A 19,329-nucleotide genomic window follows, 5' to 3' on the forward strand; every position below is an offset into this window, starting at 1 on the left:
GATCGCGGCGAAGACGTACTTGGGCTGGAAGTGGATGTCCGCGATCACCGGGATCTGCGACTTCCGCGCGATCACGGACAGCGCGTCGGCGTCGTCCTGCGTGGGGCAGGCCACCCGGACGATCTGGCAGCCCGACGCCGTCAGCTCGGCGATCTGCTGAAGCGTGGCACCGATGTCGGAGGTACGGGTCGTCGTCATCGACTGCACCGACACCGGGGCCCCGCCGCCGACCGCCACCGGTCCGACCTGGATCCGCCGCGACAGGCGCCGCTCGGCGATCGGCCGGACCGGTACCTCGGGAAGCCCCAAGGGGATGGCGGTCATGACGTCACTCCCGGTTCGAGGAGACGGTCTCGCGCATGGCGCGCAGGGACTCCTTGAGCGACCCCATGGTGGCCAGGACGGCGGTGGGCTCGTAGCCGCAGTGCGCCATGCAGTTGTCGCAGCGCGGGTCCTTGCCGCGGCCGTACTTGTCCCAGTCGGTCTTCTCGATCAGCTCCCGGTACGTGGGCACGTATCCGTCGCTCATCAGATAGCAGGGGCGCTGCCAGCCGAAGAGGGAGTAGTTCGGGATCGCCCAGGCGGTGCACGGGAAGTCGACCTTGCCCTCGAGGAAGTCGAGGAACAGCGGGGAGTGGTTGAGCCGCCAGCGGGCCCGGTTGCCGCCGGAGAACGCCTTCTTGAACAGCTCGCGGGTCTGCTCCACGCCCAGGAAGTGCTCCTGGTCGGGCGCCTTCTCGTAGGCGTAGGCGGGCGAGATCATCATCTCGTCGACCTTGAGGTCGTCGTTGAGGAAGTCGAGCACCTCGACGATGGTCTGCGGGGTGTCGGTGTTGAAGAAGGTCGAGTTGGTGGTCACCCGGAAGCCGCGCCGCTTGGCCTCCTTGATGGCCTCCACGGCCTCGTCGAACACGCCCTCCTTCGCCACGGACTCGTCGTGCCGCTCGCGCAGCCCGTCGATGTGCACCGCGAAGGCGAAGTAGGGCGAGGGCTTGAACTTGTCCATCTTCTTGCGCATGAGCATCGCGTTGGTGCAGAGGAAGACGTACTTCCGCTTGGCCACCAACTGCCGCACGATCTCGTCGATCTGCGGGTGCATGAGGGGTTCGCCGCCGGCGATGGAGACCATGGGCGCACCCGATTCGAGTACCGCCCCCACGGCCTGCGCGACCGGCATGCGCTGCTTGAGCACGCCGGCGGGGTGCTGGATCTTGCCACACCCCTCGCACGCCAGGTTGCAGGCGAAGAGCGGCTCAAGCTCGACGATGAGCGGGAACTTGTCCCGGCGGCGAATCTTCTGTTCGGCCAGGTATGTAGCGACCTTGATGGACTGGCGCAGCGGCATGGCCATCTGGGCTCACCTCCGGGGGAGCAACAAAGAACGGTGCCATTCGAAAAATGCGGGAAGAACGGATCGAAGGACGCGGAAAGCTGATATTCCACCGCGTACTGTGCCGATCCGGACGAGTTCGTGTTCTGGAGCGTCCACGACCACCCGTACGGCCGCAACGGGGCGCGCGCCCGTACGGACGGCGCTCAGGAGCGTGGCCGCGGACTCCATGTCCACGGCGATCGCGCCGGTCGCGAGCAGGTCGGCGCGTTCGGGGCCGCGGACGACGTGGTCCGAGCCGGTCAGCGGCCCGGTGTGGACGGTGCGCCCCGGGACGGCTCGCGCGAGTTCCTTGACGAGCCGCTCGGTCGCCACGCAGGCGACGGTGGAGCGCGGGTCCCGGGTCTCCTCGGCGACGACCAGGTCGCCGGGGTGCATGCCGGGGGCGAGTCCCGCGCAGAAGCCCGTGGCGAGCACGGCGGCGCCGCCCAGGGCCGGGTCGGCGAGGACCCGGGCGACCGAGCGTTCCGCCGCCTTGGGGCCCATGCCGGTGCGCAGGACGGTGACCGGCCCGCCGGCGCCACCGCGGTCGCCGGTGCGCAGGGCGAGGTGCTCGATGCCGAGCGCGCAGGCGATCAGCAGCGGGGACGGGCCGGTCTGCGGGGTCATCAGCTGCCCTTCACCTCGGCCGGGGCGGCCCCGGTGCGGATCTCGGCGGCGCGGGGCTTCTTGGCGAAGGGTTCCCCGTGGACGTACCGGCCGAGGGCGGTGAGCGGGAAGACCTGGCGGTAGAGGTGGTAGTTGATGGAGAAGTCCCACGGGAAGCCGGTGCCCGTGAAGTAGGGCTCGTCCCAGGAGCCGTCCTCGCGCTGGGTGGCCGCGAGCCACTCGACGCCGCGCTCGACGGTCCTGGACTCCCGCTCCCCCGCCGCCAGCAGGGCCATCAGCGCCCAGCCGGTCTGCGAGGCGGTGGAGGCGCCCCGGCCGCTCCACTCGCGGACGTACCGGTAGGAGCGCAGGTCCTCGCCCCAGCCGCCGTCCTCGTTCTGGACGGACTCCAGCCAGCGCACCGCGCGGCGGATCGCCGGGTGCGAGGCGGGCAGTCCGGCGGCGGTCAGGGCGGGGATCACGGAGCCGGTGCCGTAGACGTAGTTGACGCCCCAGCGGCCGAACCACGAGCCGTCCGCCTCCTGGTGGTCCAGGAGCCACTGGATGCCGCGGCGGGTGCGCGGGTCGTGGGCGAGGCCCTCGACAGCGAGCGACTCGACGACGTGCGCGGTGACGTCCGCGGACGGCGGGTCGATGACCTCGCCGAAGTCGCAGAACGGCAGCCGGTTGGGGAAGGCGCTGGTGTTGTCGACGTCGAAGGCGCCCCAGGCGCCGTTCTTCGACTGCATGCCGAGGTTCCACCGCACCCCGCGCCCGATCGCCTTCTCCACCCGCTCCGGGTCGTGGTGCCGGACGCGGCGCAGGGCGAGCACCACCTCGGCGGTGTCGTCGATGTCGGGGTAGTTGTCGTTGTGGAACTCGAACGCCCAGCCGCCGGGCGGGAGTCCGGGGCGCTTGACCGACCAGTCGCCGGGACGCACGATCTGCTCGCCCAGCATCCAGTCGGCGGCCCTGACCAGTTGCGGATGGTCCGAGGGGACGCCCGCGTCGGCCAGCGCGATGGTGGCCAGGCAGGTGTCCCACACCGGGGACTGGCAGGCCTCGATCATCCGGGCCCCGTCCTCGCGCCACACGGCGAAACGGTCGAGCGACTCGAGGCCGGCCCGCATCACGGGGTGTTCGAGGTCGTAACCGAGGAGGTAGAGGGCGATGACCGAGTAGACGGCCGGGGGCTGGATGCCGCCCCAGCAGCCGTCGTTCTCCTGCCGCTCGACGATCCAGCGGGCGGCGCTGTTCATCGCCGCCTTGCGCAGCCGGCGCGGGGCGACCTTGCGGTAGGCGTGCAGGGCCTTGTCGATGCGCTGGAAGGCGCCGTCCCAGCTGGCCGCCGGTGCCAGCGGCCGCTGCGGGTTGGGCCGGGCGGAGTCGGTGTGCAGCTCGTCCAGCGCGAAGGGCGCGGGGCGGACAGGGCGCTTCGCGGAGACGACGGTGAGCGGCACGATGGTCTGCCGGGCCCAGCAGCCGAAGTCGTAGATGTTGAGCGGGACCCAGGTGGGGAAGTAGATGATTTCCGGCGGGAGTTCGGGCAGGTCGTCCCACTTCCACCAGCCGAACAGGGCCAGCCAGATCCGGGTGAAGACCCGTGCGGAGGCGACGCCGCCGCGGGACCGGATCCATTCCGAGGCCCGTGCCATGTGCGGGGCGTCGGGTGCGTCGCCGGCCAGGCGGAGGGCGACGTACGCCTCGATGGTGGTGGACAGTTCGCCGGGGCCGCCGTAGAAGGTGGCCCAGGTGCCGTCCTCGCGCTGCTCGCCACGGATGAACAGGGCGGCGGCGCGCGTGGTCTCCTCGTCCTGGATGCCGAGGAACTGACGCAGGAGCAGGTCTTCGGCGTCCATCGTGACGTTGGTCTCGAGGTCGCCCTTCCACCAGCCCTGGGCGTCCTGCCTGGACAGCAGGAAGTCGGTGGCGCGCTGCGTGGCGCGTGCGGCGGCTTCGGGTACCCCGGCCGCCGTGTCGGGGATCGTGATGTCGGTGTCGCTGGCCGAGGCTGCCAGGGGCCGCAGGGAGGCTCCGGTGCTTCCGTCGGTCGTCGCTGTCATGGCTTCCCCTTCGTGCAGTGTGCATACGGTGCGTCTGCTGTGGGTCCGCCGTCGGCCGGTGCTCGTGTCTCCACGACACCGGCCGGCGACTACGCGAGGGCTATTCGACCGATAATGATCATCTCTTTCGTACGACGACGAAGTCCGCGAGGGCCGTGAACATGTCCCGCACCCGGTGGGGCATGTCGACGGCGTCGAGGGCTTCGATGGCGATGGTGTGCTGGCGACGCGCCTCGTCGGCGGTCCACTCCCGCCCGCCCGCTTCCTCGATGAGAACGGCGCGGGCCGCGAACTCCTCCTCGGAGAAGTTCGCGAAGTCACTGGTCTTGGCGTCGGCGGCGAGGATCTCGCCGAGGCGCTCGGAGGCGGGCCCGCCGGCCGCGAGGGCGGCCACGACCGGCAGCGACTTCTTGCGCTGGCGCAGGTCGCTCCAGGTCTGCTTGCCGGTGGCGTCCGGGTCGCCCCAGATGCCCAGCAGGTCGTCGACGGCCTGGAAGGCGAGGCCCAGGTGGTAGCCGTACTTCTCCAGGACGTCGGCGGTGTGCTCGTCGGCGCCGCCGAGGACCGCGCCGATGGAGCTGGCGCTGGCGAGCAGGGCGCCGGTCTTGTTGCCCTCCATCTCCAGGCACTCCTCGACGGTGACCCGGTCGCGGTGCTCGTAGGAGATGTCCTGGGCCTGGCCGTCGATCAGGGCGCGGGTGGCGCTGGTCAGCCGGCGGGTGGCGCGGCCTGCCTCGACGGTGCCCAGTTCGAGGAGCACCTCGTTGGCGAGGGCGAACAGGGCGTCGCCGACCAGGATGGCCTGGGCGGGGCCGTGCACCTTCCAGACGGTGTCGCGGTGGCGGCGCTGCTCGTCGCCGTCCATCAGGTCGTCGTGCAGGAGGGAGAAGTTGTGGACCAGTTCCACGGCCACCGCGCCGGGCACGCCGGTCTCGGGCGCGGCACCGGTGACCTCGGCGGAGAGCACGGCGAGGGCGGGTCGGACGGCCTTGCCGCCGTCGCCCGCCGCGGGGTTGCCCGCGGCGTCGATCCAGCCGAAGTGGTAGGCGGCGACCGTGTCCATGGGAGGGGCCAGGCGGTCGACGGCCGCCCGCAGGACCGGCGCGGTCAGGGTCCGGCCGCGCTCCAGGAGCGCGGTCACGTCCACCGTGGTCCGTCGATCGGCCGCCGGGGCCGGGGGCACAGTGGGCACAGTCTCTCCTCCAGTGGGGGTGGCGGGAGTGCGGAAGTCGGTCCCACCGGGGTCGGCTCTCACGCCGCCTCCTCGAAGAAGTCGGGGAGGAGGCCGCGGGACCGGCCCAGCGCGCCGAGCGCGGCGCCGGCCGCTCCGACGCCGCTGCGAACCGCACTCTCCATCGTCGCGGGCCACCCGGTGGCGGTCCACGCTCCGGCCAGGTAGAGGCCGGGTGCCTTGGTGCGGGCGCCGGGCCGCAGACGGCCGACGCCGGGGGCGGGAGCGAACGTCGCGGTGCGCTCCCTGGTCACGAAGAAGTCCTTCACCTCGGCACCCCGGGTGCGGGGCAGCAGCCGCTCCAGTTCGGGCAGGTACCGCTCGCGGAGCGCGGCCACGGGCTCGTCGATCTCGTTCTGCGCGGTCGACTGCGACAGCGCCAGGTACTGACCCTCCTTCAGCCCGGAGGCCTCGGTACGGTCGAACACCCACTGCACGGGGGTGCCAAGGGCCGTGAGGAACGGCGCGGCGAGCACCTTGCGGTCGTAGACCACGTGGATGTTGAGGATCGGCGCGGTGCCGATCCTCAGAAGATTCTCCGGGGCGTCGAGCGAGCCGTCCGGCAGCAGGTCGTGGGCCTCGCGCTGGGGTACGGCGAGGACGACCGCGTCCGCTTCGAGCGTCTCGCCGGGAACCTGAACGCTCCAGCCGCCGTTCTCGTTTACAGATACGGAGGTGGCACGTGTACGGACCTCGGTACGGACGCCCGCGGAGTCGAGCGCCTTGCGGGCCAGCCGGTCGTGCAGTTCGCCCAGCGGAACGTGGGCCCACCCGATGTCGGCCGCTCCCGGGTCGGACAGCAGACCGGTCTTGAACACCATCGCGGCGAGCCCCAGCGAGGCGTCGCCCGCGACCGCGTTGAGGGTGGCGACCCCGACCAGGTCCCACAGGGCCTCGACGGCACGCGCCGACTGACCGTGCGCGGTCAGCCAGCTGCCGAAGTCCTGCGTGTCCAGGGTCGGATCGGCGAGGTCGAGTCCCTTGAGCGCGAGCGCGGCACGCCCCACCGAGGCGCGCTCGGCGAGGGAGAGGTGCGGGTAGGCCGCCAGGCTGCGGCCCAGATGCAGGGGGACGGGCAGCGCGTCGCGCCGCAGTCTGCCGAGCCGTCTGCCCTCGGGCCGCTCCAGGTCGAGAACGGGCACGTCGAGACGGTCCTGCACCGGCGCGAGCGCCGCGCCGCCGATCCGGTCGAGGAACCAGCGGTAGGCGGTGCAGCAGCGCAGGTACACGTGCTGGCCGTTGTCGACGGTGAGGTCGCCGCGCTGGAAGGAGAAGGCCAGGCCGCCCAGGCGAGGCCGTCCTTCGAGCAGGGTGACCCGCACTCCGGCGTCGGCGAGCGCGAGCGCGGAGGTGACCCCGGCGAGTCCGCCGCCGACCACGACGGCGTGCCCGCCCGGGCGGAGGGCGGAGACGTCCGTGAGCCGCCCGCCGTCGCCCGCGCCGTTGGCCTGCGTCATGGTGCGCCCCTCTTCGTCCGGCCGCCGTGATCTGTGACCGGCGTACGGCAGACCGTCTCAGTCAGGGACGCCGACCGCCACCGGAGGGTTGCCCGCCGCACACCGCCGGGGGCACCGGCCGGCGGAGGCGTGTCGAGTCTGCCGGGAGTACCCATCAGGCGCGCCTCCTGACGGTCTGCCGGGTGACGTGCCGGGCGTCGAGACCGGACAGGCCCCGCACCGCGACGTACGCCTTCTCGCGTCCGGGGAGCGAGACCCGGCCGCGCAGCACCGCCTCCGGGTCGCGCTCGATGCGGTCGAGCAGGCGGCGGTAGATGCCGGCCATGGCGGCCACGCACGCGCCGCTGCGCCGGTCGAGCATGGGGAGCAGCCGGTAGCCCTCGGCGAAAAGGGCGCGGGCCCGGCGCACTTCGAAGTGGACGAGTCCGGTGAAGTCGGCGCCCTCCGGCGGCGTCGGCCCGTCGAACCCGGCCGAGCAGCCGAACTTGGCGAGGTCGTCGGCGGGCAGGTAGGTCCGGCCGTCCTCGGCGTCCTCGCGGACGTCGCGCAGGATGTTGGTGAGCTGGAGCGCCAGACCCAGCGTGTCGGCGTACTCGGGCGCGCGTTCGATGCCGCGCGCGCCCGGTTCGGTGCCGAACACGCCGAGCGAGAGGCGGCCGATGGCGCCCGCCACGCAGCGGCAGTAGACCTTCAGGTCGTCCCAGGTCTCGTACGTCTCGCCGCGCAGGTCCATCTGGACGCCGTCGATCAGCTCGTCGAGGCCGCCGAGCGGGACCGGGAACTGCCGGGCCGCGTGCGCGAGGGCGACGGCGACCGGGTCGGTGTCGTCCTCCTCGACCGCGCCCTCGTGGATCCGGGCGAGCACCGCACGGGTCTCCTCCAGGCGGTCGACCTTGACGTCGGCCGGCAGTCCGCCGTCACCGATGTCGTCGACGCGGCGCGAGAACGCGTACAGCGCCGACATCGCCCGCCGCTTGGGGGCGGGCAGCAGCCGGATGCCGTAGGCGAAGTTGCGTGCCTGCCGACCGGTGACGGCCTCGCAGTAGCTGTAGGCGGCGAGCACCGGTGCCGGCATGTTCGCTGACGACTCCACGGCCTCGATCACCCCTCTCCTCGCAGAACCACGCCCGCCTCGCGCAGCAACTGGACCTTGCCGGGCTTGGGCGGGCCGGGAAGTACGTCGTGATCCGCCGCGGCGATCGCGTGGAGCGCCGCCCGGCCTCCCGCCACGAACCCCGCGAGCAACAGGCGCAGCCTGCCGTGAACGCTACCCACCAGGGGGGCGCCCTCATTCAGCAGTTCCCGGGCGCGCCCGGCCTCGTGGGCGATCAGGGCGCGCACCGGCGCGTTCGCGGTGGGGGCGGCCAGGTCCGCCTCCTGGACGTGGAAGCGCTTCATGTCCTCGGCGGGCAGGTAGACCCGGTCCCGGCCGAGGTCCTCGGCGACGTCCTGGAGGTGCTCGACGATCTGGAGGGCGGTGCAGATCTCGTCGGAGCGGCGGATCCGTTCGGGGGTCGAGGTGCCGGTGACCGCGAGGACGAGGCGGCCGACCGGGTTGGCGGACAGCTCGCAGTAGGCGAGCAGGTCGTCGTAGGTCTCGTACCGGGCGACGAGCTGGTCCTGGCGGTTGGCGGCGATCAGGCCGAGGAAGGGCTCCGGCGTCAGCGCGCACCGGCGCGCGGTGGGCACCAGGCGGCGCAGCAGCGGGTGGCGGGGCGTGCCGTCTCCGCCGTCGGTGCCGGCGTCGCCGGCGGCATCGGCGGAGCCGACAAAGACACGGTGCAGGTCCTCCTCGAAGGCGTCCAGCATCCGCAGCCGGTCGTCGGCGTGCTCGGCCGGGACCCCGAGGAGGCGGGCGTCGGCTCCGCCGGGGGCGAGGTCTCCGTCGCCGATGTCGTCGACGAGGCGGGCGAAGCCGTAGACGGCCATGAGGTCGGCGCGCCAGGCACGGGGCAGGAAGAAGGGGGCCACGGGGAAGTTCTCGTGCGCGGCCTTGTCGAGGGTGGCGCGCTCCGGATCGGCGGCCTGCGCCGGATCGGTGACCGTCATCGCAGGCTGCCCTGGGCGGCAACGGCGCACGCTTCGCGGAGCTGGGGAGTTTCCGTAGCCATTGCCGTCACATCTCCCGTTCTACACTGCCTACCCAATACACACTATTTCGGACACGCCGCCCGTCCGCCCACAGGACGGGCCCGCTCGAGGGTGTCGGGCATTATCACCCCATGTGCCGCGTATCGGGACCGGTACAGCTTACGTTGTACAACTGACGGCCGTCCGTCGGGGGGCACCGCACATCACAACAACACACCGATTGCGTTCAAGATTCCTGAGAACGCCAGGAGTTGACGTTTCCTTTGCAGAGACGGGCCCTCGCCGGAACAATTCCGGCGGGGCCTCGGCGCGCCGGGCTACTTGCCCGTGAACTTCTCGTACTCCTTGAGGACCTCGTCGGTCGGGCCGTCCATGCGCAGTTCACCGCGCTCCAGCCACAGGACGCGGTTGCAGGTGTCGCGGATGGACTTGTTGTTGTGGCTGACCAGGAAGACGGTGCCGGCCTCCTTCTTCAGCTCCCGGATCCGCTCCTCGGAGCGGGTCTGGAACTTGCGGTCGCCGGTGGCCAGCGCCTCGTCGATCATGAGGACGTCGTGGTCCTTGGCGGCGGCGATGGAGAACCGCAGCCGGGCGGCCATGCCGGAGGAGTACGTGCGCATCGGCAGGGTGATGAAGTCGCCCTTCTCGTTGATGCCCGAGAAGTCGACGATGTCCTGGTAGCGCTCCTTGATCTGCTCGCGGGTCATGCCCATGGCCAGGCCGCCGAGGATCACGTTCCGCTCGCCGGTCAGGTCGTTCATCAGGGCCGCGTTCACGCCGAGCAGGGAGGGCTGCCCGTCGGTGTAGACCTTGCCGCGCTCGGCGGGCAGCAGGCCGGCGATGGCCCGCAGCAGGGTCGACTTGCCGGACCCGTTGGAGCCGATCAGGCCGATGGCCTCGCCCCGCCAGGCGGTGAAGGAGACACCGCGCACCGCGTGCACCTTGCGCACCCCCCGCGCCGTGTCGTCGGAGCCCCGCTTGAGCATGCGGCTCAGGGCGGCGGTCGCGCTGCCCTTGCCGGTCTTGGCGCCGTTGACGCGGTAGACGATGTGCAGCTCGTCCGCGATGACCGTCGGCACCCGCTCGTCCTGCTGCAGCTCAGCCACGGCCGTACCTCTCCTCAGCCTTCCAGAAGTACACGAAGCCGCCCACGGCGAGGGCCACGGCCCAGCCGAGCGCGACCGCCCAGACGTGCGGCGGAAGGTTCCCGGAGCCGTATCCGTCGATCAGCGCGAAGCGCATCAGGTCCATGTAGACGGCGGTCGGGTTCCACTGCAGCACGTCGGCCAGCCAGGCCGGCTTGTCCTCCAGCATGATCGGGATGGAGAACATGACGCCCGACGCGTACATCCAGGTCCGCATGATGAACGGCATCAGCTGGGCCAGGTCCGGCGTCTTGGCCCCCATCCGGGCCACCACCAGCGCGAGGCCCACGTTGAAGAGGAACTGCAGCACCAGCACCGGGACGACCAGCAGCCAGGACAGCGCGGGATAGCTGCCGAAGCCGATGACCACCGCGAACAGCACGATCATGGAGGCCAGCAGCTGCTGGAGCTGCTGGAGCGCGAACGACACCGGCAGCGAGGCGCGCGGGAAGTGCAGCGCCCGCACCAGGCCGAGGTTGCCGGCGATGGCGCGCACGCCCGCCATCGCCGAGGACTGGGTGAAGGTGAAGACGAACACGCCCGTCACCAGGAACGGGATGTAGACGTCCTTGGGCATGCCGCGGCCCGCGTTGAGGATCAGGCCGAAGATCAGGAAGTAGACGGCCGCGTTCAGCAGCGGCGTGGCCACCTGCCACAACTGGCCGAGCTTGGCCTGGCTGTACTGGGCGGTCAGCTTCGCCTGGGAGAAGGCGAGGATGAAGTGCCGCCGTCCCCAGAGCTGACGGACGTACTCCACGAGGGACGGTCGGGCACCGCTCACGGACAGCCCGTGCCTGGCCGCGAGCCGGGCCGGGGTGAGGCCCTCGTCGGGCGCCACGGGCTTGGTCATGGCGACCGTGCCGTCGTGCGTTGTCTCACTCACTGGTGGAAACTTTCGTCTTCGGAAATGCCCGGCCGCGCGAGCCTGGGCATGGACCTGTCCTGTCGCCCCGGCCGGGGCCGGAACGCTCTCGGGTACGAGCTTGTCAGATCACCGGGGGCCGGCCCAGCCGGGTCAGCCGCCACACCGTACGCCACCTCATGGGGCGGCGGGGGCCGCACGGGGTCGACCAGCCCTCGCGGAAACCGCCGAACCAGGCCTTCAGCGCAGGTCGCGAGGGACGCCGCAGCAGGGTCAGCAGCATCCAGACGCCGAGGTAGACCGGGATCAGCAGCGCGGGGAGGTTGCGGCGGGCGAGCCAGACGCGGTTGCGGGCGACCATGCGGTGATAGACGGCGTGCCGGGAGGGCGCGGTCGTGGGGTGGTTGAGCACCATGTCCGACCGGTAGTCGATCATCCAGCCCCCGTCGAGGGCCCGCCAGGCGAGGTCGGTCTCCTCGTGGGCGTAGAAGAACGCGTCAGGCAGCCCGCCGACCTGGGCCAGGACGCGGGTGCGTACGGCGTTGGCGCCGCCGAGGAACGTGGTGACCCGCGAGGAGCGCATCGGGTCGGAGGCGCGCAGCCGCGGGACGTGCCGGCGCTGGGTCTCGCCGGTGTCCGGGTCGGCGATGCGGAAGCTGATGATGCCCAGCTCGTCGTCGGCCGCGAACGCCTCGCGGCACAGCTCGGCGGTGTCGGTGCGGGCGAGCAGGCCGTCGTCGTCGAGGAAGAGCAGGACGTCGACGTCCCGTCCGTCCGGGCCGAAGGCCTCGATGCCGACGTTGCGCCCGCCGGGGATGCCCAGGTTCTCGGGCAGCTCGACGGTGCGCACGCCGTCCGGGACCTCCGGGACGGGCGAGCCGTTGCCGACCACGACCACCTGGACCGGGTCGCCGTCCTGCTTGGCGACCGAGTCGAGCAGGGCGCGCAGTTCCTCGGGACGGTTGCCCATCGTGATGACGACCGCGCCGACCTTCACGGCCCCGCTCACTTCAGCCTGCTGGAGGCGAGGACGGACACCAGGTGCAGCAGCGTCTGCAGCAGCGCGATGCCGGCGAGTACGGCGGTGCCGAGGCGGGTGAAGAACAGGTCGCCGCGCGCCTGGTCGACGATGGCGAGGACGAGGATCAGCAGGGACGCCTCGATGCCGAGGATCAGCCGGTGGAACTTGAGCGCCCCGGCGGCCCGGCGGGCCAGTGCCATGCCGGAGGAGCGGATCTCGGAGGCGGCCTCCTTGACGGGCTCCATGCCGGCCTGGTGCCGGGCGACGCCCACCAGGTCGGTCTCGGCCTTGATGAGGATGGCGCCGAGCGCGGCCAGCGTGCCGAGGAAGGCCCACAGCCAGTCGATCCGGCCGGTGCCCCAGAGGTCGGCGGCGCGCAGGCCGAGGCCGACCAGGACGGCGGCGTCGGTGAGGTAGGCGCCGACCCGGTCCAGGTAGACGCCGCCGAGCGAGTACTGCTTCTTCCAGCGGGCGATCTCCCCGTCGACGCAGTCCAGCAGCAGGTAGAGCTGGACCGCGACGACGCCGAGCACGGCGCCCGGTATGCCCGGCACCATCAGCGCCGGGGCGGCCAGGACGCCGCAGACGGTCATCAGGTACGTGAGCTGGTTGGGCGTGACCCTGGTGTTCACCAGGTAGCGGTCGATCCGCAGCGAGACCTCGCGCATGTAGAGGCGTCCCGCCCAGTGCTCCCCGCTGCGCCGGTCCTTGACTCCCGCGGGATGGACGACCGGGCGTAGTTCAGCTACCGATGGCCTTGACATAGTCGGCGTACTGGTCCTTGATCTGGTCGGTTTTCAGGTCGAGGTGCTCGAGGATCGTGTAACGGCCCGGTCGGGTCTGCGGGGCGAACTCGACGGCCCGGACGAACTCCGCGGGCGTGAACCCGATCTCGTCCGGCAGGACCGGGAGCCCGTGCCGGCGCAGTACCTCGGCCATGTGGGCGGACTCCTCGTGGGCCCCGCGCAGGTACATGGCGAAGGCCGCGCCCAGTCCGCACTGCTCGCCGTGGGCGGCCGCGCGCTCGGGGAAGAGCAGGTCGAAGGCGTGGTTGATCTCGTGGCAGGCGCCCGAGGACGGTCGCGAGTCGCCCGAGACCGACATGGCGATGCCGCTGAGCACCAGCGCCTCGGCCAGCACCTGGAGGAACTCGTTGTCGCCGATGCCGCCGGGGTGCCGCAGCACGGCCTCGCCGGCCTGGCGGGCCATCGCCGCGGCCAGGCCGTCGATGCGCTCGCCCTTGACCCGGTTGGCCAGCTCCCAGTCCGCGATCGCGGATACGTTGGAGACGGCGTCGCCGATGCCGGCGCGCACGAAGCGGGCCGGGGCCGCGCGGATGACGTCCAGGTCGATGACGACGGCGATCGGGTTCGGCACGCCGTAGGAGCCGCGGCCCGCGTCGTTGTCGAGGGTGGCGACCGGCGAGCACAGACCGTCGTGCGCGAGGTTGGTGGGCACGGCGACCAGCGGGAGGCCGATGCGCGCCGCCGCGAACTTGGCGCAGTCGATGATCTTGCCGCCGCCCAGCCCGACGACCGCGTCGTAGTGGCCGCCCTTCATGGCGACGGCCAGCTTGATCGCGTCGTCCAGGGTGCCGCCGGCGACCTCGAACCAGTCGGCGCCGGGCAGCGACGGGGCGACGCGCTCGCGCAGCCGGGCGCCGGAGCCGCCGCTGACGGCGACGGCGAGCTTGCCCGAGTGGGAGATGCGCTCGTCGGCGAGCACGTCCCCCAGGTCGTCGAGGGCACCCGCGCGGATGTCCACGACGACCGGTGACGGGATGAGCCTCGTCAGTACTGGCACGCGATCTCCCTGCCCTTGGCGAGGTCGTCGTGGTTGTCGATCTCGACCCACTTGACGTCGCCGATCGGGGCGACGTCGACCTTGAAGCCGCGGTTGACGAGCTCCTGGTAGCCGTCCTCGTAGTACAGCTGCGGATCGCGCTCGAAGGTGGTCTTCAGCGCGTCGGCCAGGTCGGCGGCGGCCTCGCCCTCGATGAGGGTGACGCCGATGTACTCGCCGGTCGCCTCGGCCGGGTCCATGAGCTTGGTGATGCGCTGCACGCCCTTGTCGGGGTCGACGACGACCTTCATCTCCTCGTCGGCGAGGCTCTTCACCGTGTCGAGGGCGAGGATGATCTTCTTGCCGTCGCCGCGGGCGGCGAGCAGGGTCTTCTCGACGGAGACCGGGTGCACGGTGTCGCCGTTGGCGAGGATCACACCGTCGTCGAGGGCGCCGCGGCCGCACCAGAGGGAGTAGGCGTTGTTCCACTCCTCGGCCTTGTCGTTGTCGATGAGGGTGAGCTTGACGCCGTACTTCTGCTCCAGCTCCTCCTTGCGGTCGTACACGGCCTCCTTGCGGTAGCCGACGATGATCCCGACCTCGGTCAGGCCGACCTCGGCGAAGTTCGCCAGGGCCAGGTCGAGCACCGTGATGCTGTCCTCCGCGCCCTCGGGGCCGACCGGCACCAGTGCCTTGGGCAGGGTGTCGGTGTAGGGACGCAGACGCCGGCCGGCGCCGGCCGCCAGCACGAGGCCGATCATGCGGGTTCTCCTTCGTCGTGTACGGCGGGTGCGCCGGCCCGGTGGGCGGCGACCCAGAAGCGGATGCTCTCGGCGAGCACCACGAGTGCCACGGCCACGGCACAAGCCGTGAGCGCGACCTTGAACTGCGAGGCGGTGAGCAGCACGGCGAGCACGGTGATCACCAGCGTGCGGCCCTCGTGCCCCCCGACGGTCCGGACCAGCCACCGCGGTGGCGCTCCCGCGCCGCCGCGGATGCGGTAGACCGTGTCGTAGTGATGGTAGGCGACCGCGGCCACCAGCCCGAAAGCCGCCGGAAGCGCCCCGTTCACGTCGGATTTCGCCGCCAGTGCCAGGACTGTGCCGTACTCGGCGGCGCGGAAGAAGGGCGGAACCAGCCAGTCGAGGGCGCCCGTGAGGGGGCGAGCGACGGCGAGGGCGGAGGCCGCGGCGTACACGAGCGCGCCGGCCACGGGCCAGGGGCCGCCGAAGCCGGTGAGCGCCGCCGCCGCGACGACGGCACCGCCGCCGAGCAGGGCGAGGCCGGGAGCGGCGAGGGCGGGCAGTCGGCGCGCGGTCGTCCCGAGCCGCCGGGCGGCCGCCTCGGCGAGCGGGCCGGAGTCGGCGAGGTCGGCCAGCGCCCTCGCCGCCCGGTCGGTCCGGGTGGCCCGGCGGGTCAGCGAGCGCAGGAGGCGGCCCGCGGTGGTGTAGGCGGCGGCGAACGCGCAGGCGATCAGCAGCGCGCAGAAGGTGATCCGGGGCGTGGCGACCGCGGTCAGGACGGCGATTATGGCCCAGCGCTCACCGATCGGCAGGACGATGACGCGGCGCAGCCAGACGGTCCAGCCGACGTCGTCGAGCCGGTGGGAGAGGGCCGCGGTGGGGCTGGTGCCTATGGCGACGGCCGTGCTGTCGGCGTTCGCCTCGCTGAACGAGAAGTCGACGACGTGGCGGCAGGCCTGGAGGACCATCGCCCCGAGGGCCAGGGCCCATACGTCGTCGCCGCCGCGGGCGGCCCCGAGGGCGAGGCCGGCGTAGAAGGCGTACTCCTTGGCGCGGTCGAAGGTGGCGTCGAGCCAGGCGCCGAGGGTGGAGTACTGGAGGGAGTAGCGGGCGAGCTGTCCGTCGGCGCAGTCGAGGACGAAGGAGCCGACGAGCAGGACGCCGGCCGCGACGTAACCGGCCCGGGTGCCGGTGGCCGCGCAGCCCGCCGCCACCAGCGCGGTGCCGAGCGAGGCGGTGGTGACCTGGTTGGGCGTCAGACCGCGTCCGGCGCACCAGCGGGCGAGGTGGCGGGAGTAGGGGCTGACGAAGAAGGTGGTGACGAAGCCGTCGCGGGCCTTGACCGCCGACTTCAGGCGTACGGCCTCGTCGTCGACGGCGGCGACGGCCTGCCGTGCCTCGTTGCGGGCCTGCGGGCCGGCGGGCACGGCGGCGACGAGGGTGCCGAGTTCGGGGCGGTGCACGTCGGCGCCGTCGGCGTCGAGGGCGGCGGCGATCCGGTCGGCGAGGCTGTCGACGTCGAGTGCGGTGCCGCCGCTCGCGCTGTTCTCGCGGGCCATCGCGCGGGTCAGTGCCCGACGGGCGGCCGGCTGGGCGGTGACGGCGCCCGGGATGGCGGCGAGCGGGAAGCGGGGGTCGGTGAGCCCGAGGCGCAGGGCGTGCCGGTGGCCGACGAGGCGGGCGTCGACCACGGCGACCCGGTCCGCGGCCGGGACCCGGGCCAGCAGCGTCTCGGTGTCGGCGGTGCCGGAGGCGGGGCGCACGTCGAAACCCAGGGACCGCAGTTCGCTCTCGATCGACGAACCGGGGACCGGTGGACCGGTGAGGATGGCGGTCGGCAACCGAACTCACTCCCTGGTGCCGACGTCGGGACGTCGGGCCTGTGCATGGTGGAGCGCCCGTGCCTGCGGCACCCGGGCGTCATGTCGGCAGAGGGTATCGGATGCCCGGAACACCGTGTTCACCGCCCGTTTCACGGTCGGTCGACGTCACTTGGACCCGCCTTTGCCGCGATCATCATCGTGGATCCGGGGCCCGCCCCACAAACCACGCCCCCAGACCGGGCATCACGGGCATCGCCCGGGATCGGCGAACCCGCGCACAGGGTCGGGGCGGGCCCGGGGCGGCCGGTCGCCCAGCTGGCGGAACCGAACCCTCCACATCGATCGCACACCATCGGCCAAGGCGCTGACCTGCATAACATTTTCGCAGGTCAGGGCACATGACAACGGTGTTCAGTGCCGCGTTGCCGGATACCCCCTACCCGTAGTTGACTTGGGCTCCGGACGTGGCACCGGAGAGACAGGGAGGCGGCTTTCTCATGGGGGCTGGGCACGATCACGGACACGCGCACGGGGCGCACGCCGGCACGGCGACCGCCGCGTACCGCGGCAGGCTCCGGGTGGCGCTGGCGATCACCCTCGTCGTGATGGTCGTCGAGATCGTCGGCGGGGTGCTCGCCGACTCGCTGGCGCTGATCGCCGACGCCGCGCACATGGCGACGGACGCCCTGGGCCTCGGCATGGCGCTGCTGGCCGTCCACTTCGCGAGCCGTCCGGCGAGCGACCGCCGCACGTTCGGCTACGCCCGCGCCGAGATCCTCGCCGCCCTGGCCAACTGCCTGCTGCTGCTCGGCGTCGGCGGCTACGTGCTGTTCGAGGCGGTGGAGCGGTTCGTCACCCCCGCCGACACCGCGGGCGGACTGACCGTCGTGTTCGGCGCGATCGGCCTGGTGGCGAACATGATCTCGCTGACGCTGCTGATGCGCGGGCAGAAGGAGAGCCTGAACGTGCGGGGGGCCTTCCTGGAGGTGGCGGCGGACGCGCTGGGGTCACTGGCGGTGATCGTCTCGGCGCTGGTGATCCTGGGGACCGGCTGGCAGCCCGCCGACCCGATCGCCTCCCTGGTCATCGGGCTGATGATCGTGCCGCGCACCTGGCGGCTGCTGCGCGAGACCCTGGAGGTGCTGCTGGAGGCGGCCCCCAAGGGAGTGGACATCGCCGAGGTACGGGCCCACATACTGGCCCTCGACGGGGTCGAGGACGTGCACGACCTGCACGCCTGGACGATCACCTCGGGCATGCCGGTGCTGTCCGCGCACGTGGTGGTGAGCGGCGAGGCGCTCAGCGCGATCGGCCACGAGAAGATGCTCCACGAGTTGCAGGGGTGCCTGGGCGACCACTTCGACGTCGAGCACTGCACCTTCCAGCTGGAGCCCAGCGGTCACGCGGAGCACGAGGCACGGCTGTGCCACTGAGCGGTCGGGGGGCGGCCGGGCCGCTGAGCGGCGGTGGGGCGGCCGGGCCGCCGAGCGGCGGTGGGGCGGGCTACTGAGCGGCAGTGGTGCGGGCGGTGGTGCGGGAGCAAGGTGCGTCGAGGTCTCCGCCTCCCCGGGGGGCGTGCGGGCATCGGGGCGCGCCGTCGCGTGCGACAGTCCGCCGCCCGTTCGCTCCCGGCCTTCCCCGGCACTCCCCCGGCGGCGGTGCCCGACGGTTCCCGCACGGCGGTGCAGGGCACGCTCACCCTTCGGACCCTTCCTCGGTGTCCGACCGGTCACGTCCGTCGGCCCTTTGGGCACGTGGGACATGCGGGCGGGCCGGGAAGTGCCGAGAGTGCCGGGCCGTACGGCACACTTGGGGCGCGAGGACCGATGTGAAGGATGGGTATGCCGATCACTCCTGCCACCGCGACGCACAGTTCGTCGAACGGCACCGCAGACGCGATTTTGCTGGAACTGGTCGACGAGAACGGCGTGACGATCGGCACCGCGGAGAAGCTCTCGGCGCACCAGCCACCGGGGCAGCTGCACCGCGCCTTCTCGGTGTTCCTCTTCGACGAGCGGGGGCGGCTGCTGATCCAGCAGCGGGCGCTGGGCAAGTACCACTCCCCGGGTGTGTGGTCCAACACCTGCTGCGGTCACCCCTACCCCGGCGAGGCGCCGTTCGCGGCGGCGGCCAGGCGGACGTACGAGGAGCTGGGCGTCTCCCCGTCGCTGCTCGCCGAGGCGGGCACGGTGCGCTACAACCACCCCGACCCGGCCTCCGGGCTGGTCGAGCAGGAGTACAACCATCTGTTCGTCGGCCTCGTCCAGGCCGAGCTGCGGCCGGACCCGGAGGAAGTGGCGCAGACGGCCTTCGTCTCCCCGGCCGAACTGGCCGAACGGCATGCGGCGGACACCTTCTCGGCCTGGTTCATGACGGTGCTGGACGCCGCCCGCCCGGCCGTCCGCGAACTGACGGGCTCCTCCGCCGACTGGTGAGGCCGGGTGGGGGGCGTCAGCCGGTCGGCAGGTCCTGCCGCGGGGTGTACTTGAGCGGCAGGGCGGCCCAGATCACCTTGCCGCCGCTCGCGGTGTGCGCCACGTCGCAGGCCCCGGCCGCCTCGCGGGTGATCTCCCGGACCAGGAGCAGCCCGCGTCCGCCCGTCCGGCCGTGGTCGGTCTCCAGGGCGGTGGGGCGGTAGGGGTGGTCGTCCTCCACCGCCACCCGCACCCACTCGGGCCCGACGGCGACCTCGACGGCCAGCTCCGGCGACACGACCGCCGCGTGCCGGACCGCGTTCGTGACCAGTTCCGAGACGATCAGCAGCAGTGCCTGCGTCACGTCGTCCGAGACGGGGACGCCCTGGCGCACCAGCAGGTCGCGCACGGCGTGCCGCGCCTGCGGGACCGAGGCGTCCACGGCGGGGGCCGTGAACCGCCAGACGCCCTCGTACGGCAACGGCCCGGCGGGCCCCGTCTCGTCCATCGTCCGGTCGTCACCCCTGGGCTCGATTGTCACCACACCCCTGAGTGTTGGTAACGCGCCCCTCCGCACCGGAGCACTGAACACAAGTCAGCAAGTATCGAGCGATTCTGATCGATGCCGCATGAGACGGTCGGTTGTGAGAGCGCTTCTGTCCCTCTGCGCCGCCCGCTTGAAGCGCGACCGCCCGCTCGAAGCCGATCACCCGGCCGCT

19 protein-coding genes are annotated in these 19,329 nt (G+C 72.0%); 2 read left to right on the top strand and 17 right to left on the bottom strand.

Annotated elements, in window-relative coordinates:
- The 16 genes from IG94_RS0130535 to IG94_RS0130605 form a co-directional block, all read right to left on the bottom strand.
- Positions 1-324: flavodoxin-dependent (E)-4-hydroxy-3-methylbut-2-enyl-diphosphate synthase (locus tag IG94_RS0130535; RefSeq protein WP_031044563.1), on the bottom strand; the 324-nt coding region annotated here is incomplete at its 3' end.
- Positions 325-328: 4 nt separating this feature from the next.
- Positions 329-1,351 (bottom strand): adenosyl-hopene transferase HpnH, encoded by a 1,023-nt coding sequence (hpnH, locus tag IG94_RS0130540; RefSeq protein WP_031044566.1) that lies wholly within the window; start codon positions 1,349-1,351, stop codon positions 329-331.
- Between the two features lie 6 nt (positions 1,352-1,357).
- Positions 1,358-1,999, bottom strand: coding sequence for a phosphorylase family protein (locus tag IG94_RS0130545; protein ID WP_031044569.1), 642 nt, complete (start codon positions 1,997-1,999; stop codon positions 1,358-1,360).
- Positions 1,999-4,041, bottom strand: coding sequence for a squalene--hopene cyclase (gene shc / locus IG94_RS0130550; RefSeq protein ID WP_031044572.1), 2,043 nt, complete (start codon positions 4,039-4,041; stop codon positions 1,999-2,001). Before shc ends, IG94_RS0130545 begins: the two co-directional genes overlap by 1 nt.
- A 118-nt stretch (positions 4,042-4,159) precedes the next feature.
- A complete protein-coding gene (locus tag IG94_RS0130555) occupies positions 4,160-5,224 on the bottom strand; it encodes a polyprenyl synthetase family protein (protein ID WP_031044574.1) in 1,065 nt (354 codons plus the stop codon).
- A gap of 68 nt (positions 5,225-5,292) precedes the next feature.
- Positions 5,293-6,729, bottom strand: coding sequence for a hydroxysqualene dehydroxylase HpnE (gene hpnE / locus IG94_RS0130560; protein ID WP_031044578.1), 1,437 nt, complete (start codon positions 6,727-6,729; stop codon positions 5,293-5,295).
- On the bottom strand, positions 6,726-6,884 hold the full coding sequence (locus tag IG94_RS44245; protein ID WP_224222461.1) for a DUF6380 family protein: 159 nt from the start codon (positions 6,882-6,884) through the stop codon (positions 6,726-6,728). Before IG94_RS44245 ends, hpnE begins: the two co-directional genes overlap by 4 nt.
- Positions 6,884-7,834 (bottom strand): presqualene diphosphate synthase HpnD, encoded by a 951-nt coding sequence (gene hpnD, locus IG94_RS0130565; RefSeq protein WP_031044581.1) that lies wholly within the window; start codon positions 7,832-7,834, stop codon positions 6,884-6,886. The genes IG94_RS44245 and hpnD overlap by 1 nt, the downstream gene beginning before the upstream one ends.
- Complete coding sequence (hpnC, locus tag IG94_RS0130570) at positions 7,831-8,778, bottom strand: squalene synthase HpnC (protein WP_031044584.1); 948 nt, start codon at positions 8,776-8,778, stop codon at positions 7,831-7,833. Before hpnC ends, hpnD begins: the two co-directional genes overlap by 4 nt.
- 359 nt (positions 8,779-9,137) lie before the next feature.
- On the bottom strand, positions 9,138-9,926 hold the full coding sequence (locus IG94_RS0130575; RefSeq protein ID WP_031044596.1) for an ABC transporter ATP-binding protein: 789 nt from the start codon (positions 9,924-9,926) through the stop codon (positions 9,138-9,140).
- Complete coding sequence (locus IG94_RS0130580; protein WP_031044599.1) at positions 9,919-10,848, bottom strand: ABC transporter permease; 930 nt, start codon at positions 10,846-10,848, stop codon at positions 9,919-9,921. The genes IG94_RS0130575 and IG94_RS0130580 overlap by 8 nt, the downstream gene beginning before the upstream one ends.
- Positions 10,849-10,951: 103 nt before the next feature.
- Positions 10,952-11,824 (bottom strand): glycosyltransferase family 2 protein, encoded by an 873-nt coding sequence (locus IG94_RS0130585; RefSeq protein ID WP_031044600.1) that lies wholly within the window; start codon positions 11,822-11,824, stop codon positions 10,952-10,954.
- Between the two features lie 8 nt (positions 11,825-11,832).
- Positions 11,833-12,612 (bottom strand): CDP-alcohol phosphatidyltransferase family protein, encoded by a 780-nt coding sequence (locus IG94_RS0130590; RefSeq protein ID WP_078536179.1) that lies wholly within the window; start codon positions 12,610-12,612, stop codon positions 11,833-11,835.
- Entirely contained in the window at positions 12,590-13,651 is a 1,062-nt protein-coding gene (locus IG94_RS0130595; protein WP_031044605.1) for an iron-containing alcohol dehydrogenase family protein, read from the bottom strand. The genes IG94_RS0130590 and IG94_RS0130595 overlap by 23 nt, the downstream gene beginning before the upstream one ends.
- The gene (locus tag IG94_RS0130600; protein ID WP_031044608.1) at positions 13,639-14,391 is read right to left on the bottom strand and encodes a phosphocholine cytidylyltransferase family protein; all 753 of its coding nucleotides are present in this window, start codon (positions 14,389-14,391) and stop codon (positions 13,639-13,641) included. The genes IG94_RS0130595 and IG94_RS0130600 overlap by 13 nt, the downstream gene beginning before the upstream one ends.
- Entirely contained in the window at positions 14,388-16,214 is a 1,827-nt protein-coding gene (locus IG94_RS0130605) for a DUF5941 domain-containing protein (RefSeq protein WP_031044611.1), read from the bottom strand. Before IG94_RS0130605 ends, IG94_RS0130600 begins: the two co-directional genes overlap by 4 nt.
- Before the next feature lie 479 nt (positions 16,215-16,693).
- On the opposite strand from IG94_RS0130605, the gene IG94_RS0130610 reads away from it, so the two are divergent.
- Together IG94_RS0130610 and idi are read left to right on the top strand one after the other, a co-directional pair.
- Entirely contained in the window at positions 16,694-17,629 is a 936-nt protein-coding gene (locus IG94_RS0130610; protein WP_031044615.1) for a cation diffusion facilitator family transporter, read from the top strand.
- A 408-nt stretch (positions 17,630-18,037) separates the two neighbouring features.
- Positions 18,038-18,631, top strand: a complete 594-nt coding sequence (gene idi / locus IG94_RS0130615) for an isopentenyl-diphosphate Delta-isomerase (protein WP_031044618.1) — start codon at positions 18,038-18,040, stop codon at positions 18,629-18,631.
- Between the two features lie 16 nt (positions 18,632-18,647).
- On the opposite strand, the gene IG94_RS0130620 is transcribed toward idi, so the two are convergent.
- On the bottom strand, positions 18,648-19,118 hold the full coding sequence (locus IG94_RS0130620; protein ID WP_043485013.1) for an ATP-binding protein: 471 nt from the start codon (positions 19,116-19,118) through the stop codon (positions 18,648-18,650).
- Positions 19,119-19,329: the final 211 nt, after the last annotated feature.

The sequence above is a fragment of the Streptomyces olivaceus genome (assembly GCF_000721235.1).
Classification (GTDB): domain Bacteria; phylum Actinomycetota; class Actinomycetes; order Streptomycetales; family Streptomycetaceae; genus Streptomyces; species Streptomyces olivaceus.

Coding starts and splice junctions, on each gene's coding strand:
- IG94_RS0130620 (WP_043485013.1), bottom strand. CDS start 19,118: ATGGACGAGACGGGGCCCGCCGGGCCGTTGCCGTACGAGGGCGTCTGG.
- IG94_RS0130545 (WP_031044569.1), bottom strand. CDS start 1,999: ATGACCCCGCAGACCGGCCCGTCCCCGCTGCTGATCGCCTGCGCGCTC.
- hpnH (WP_031044566.1), bottom strand. CDS start 1,351: ATGGCCATGCCGCTGCGCCAGTCCATCAAGGTCGCTACATACCTGGCC.
- IG94_RS0130600 (WP_031044608.1), bottom strand. CDS start 14,391: ATGATCGGCCTCGTGCTGGCGGCCGGCGCCGGCCGGCGTCTGCGTCCC.
- IG94_RS0130610 (WP_031044615.1), top strand. CDS start 16,694: ATGGGGGCTGGGCACGATCACGGACACGCGCACGGGGCGCACGCCGGC.
- hpnE (WP_031044578.1), bottom strand. CDS start 6,729: ATGACGCAGGCCAACGGCGCGGGCGACGGCGGGCGGCTCACGGACGTC.
- shc (WP_031044572.1), bottom strand. CDS start 4,041: ATGACAGCGACGACCGACGGAAGCACCGGAGCCTCCCTGCGGCCCCTG.
- IG94_RS44245 (WP_224222461.1), bottom strand. CDS start 6,884: ATGGGTACTCCCGGCAGACTCGACACGCCTCCGCCGGCCGGTGCCCCC.
- IG94_RS0130590 (WP_078536179.1), bottom strand. CDS start 12,612: ATGTCAAGGCCATCGGTAGCTGAACTACGCCCGGTCGTCCATCCCGCG.
- hpnC (WP_031044584.1), bottom strand. CDS start 8,778: ATGACGGTCACCGATCCGGCGCAGGCCGCCGATCCGGAGCGCGCCACC.
- idi (WP_031044618.1), top strand. CDS start 18,038: ATGCCGATCACTCCTGCCACCGCGACGCACAGTTCGTCGAACGGCACC.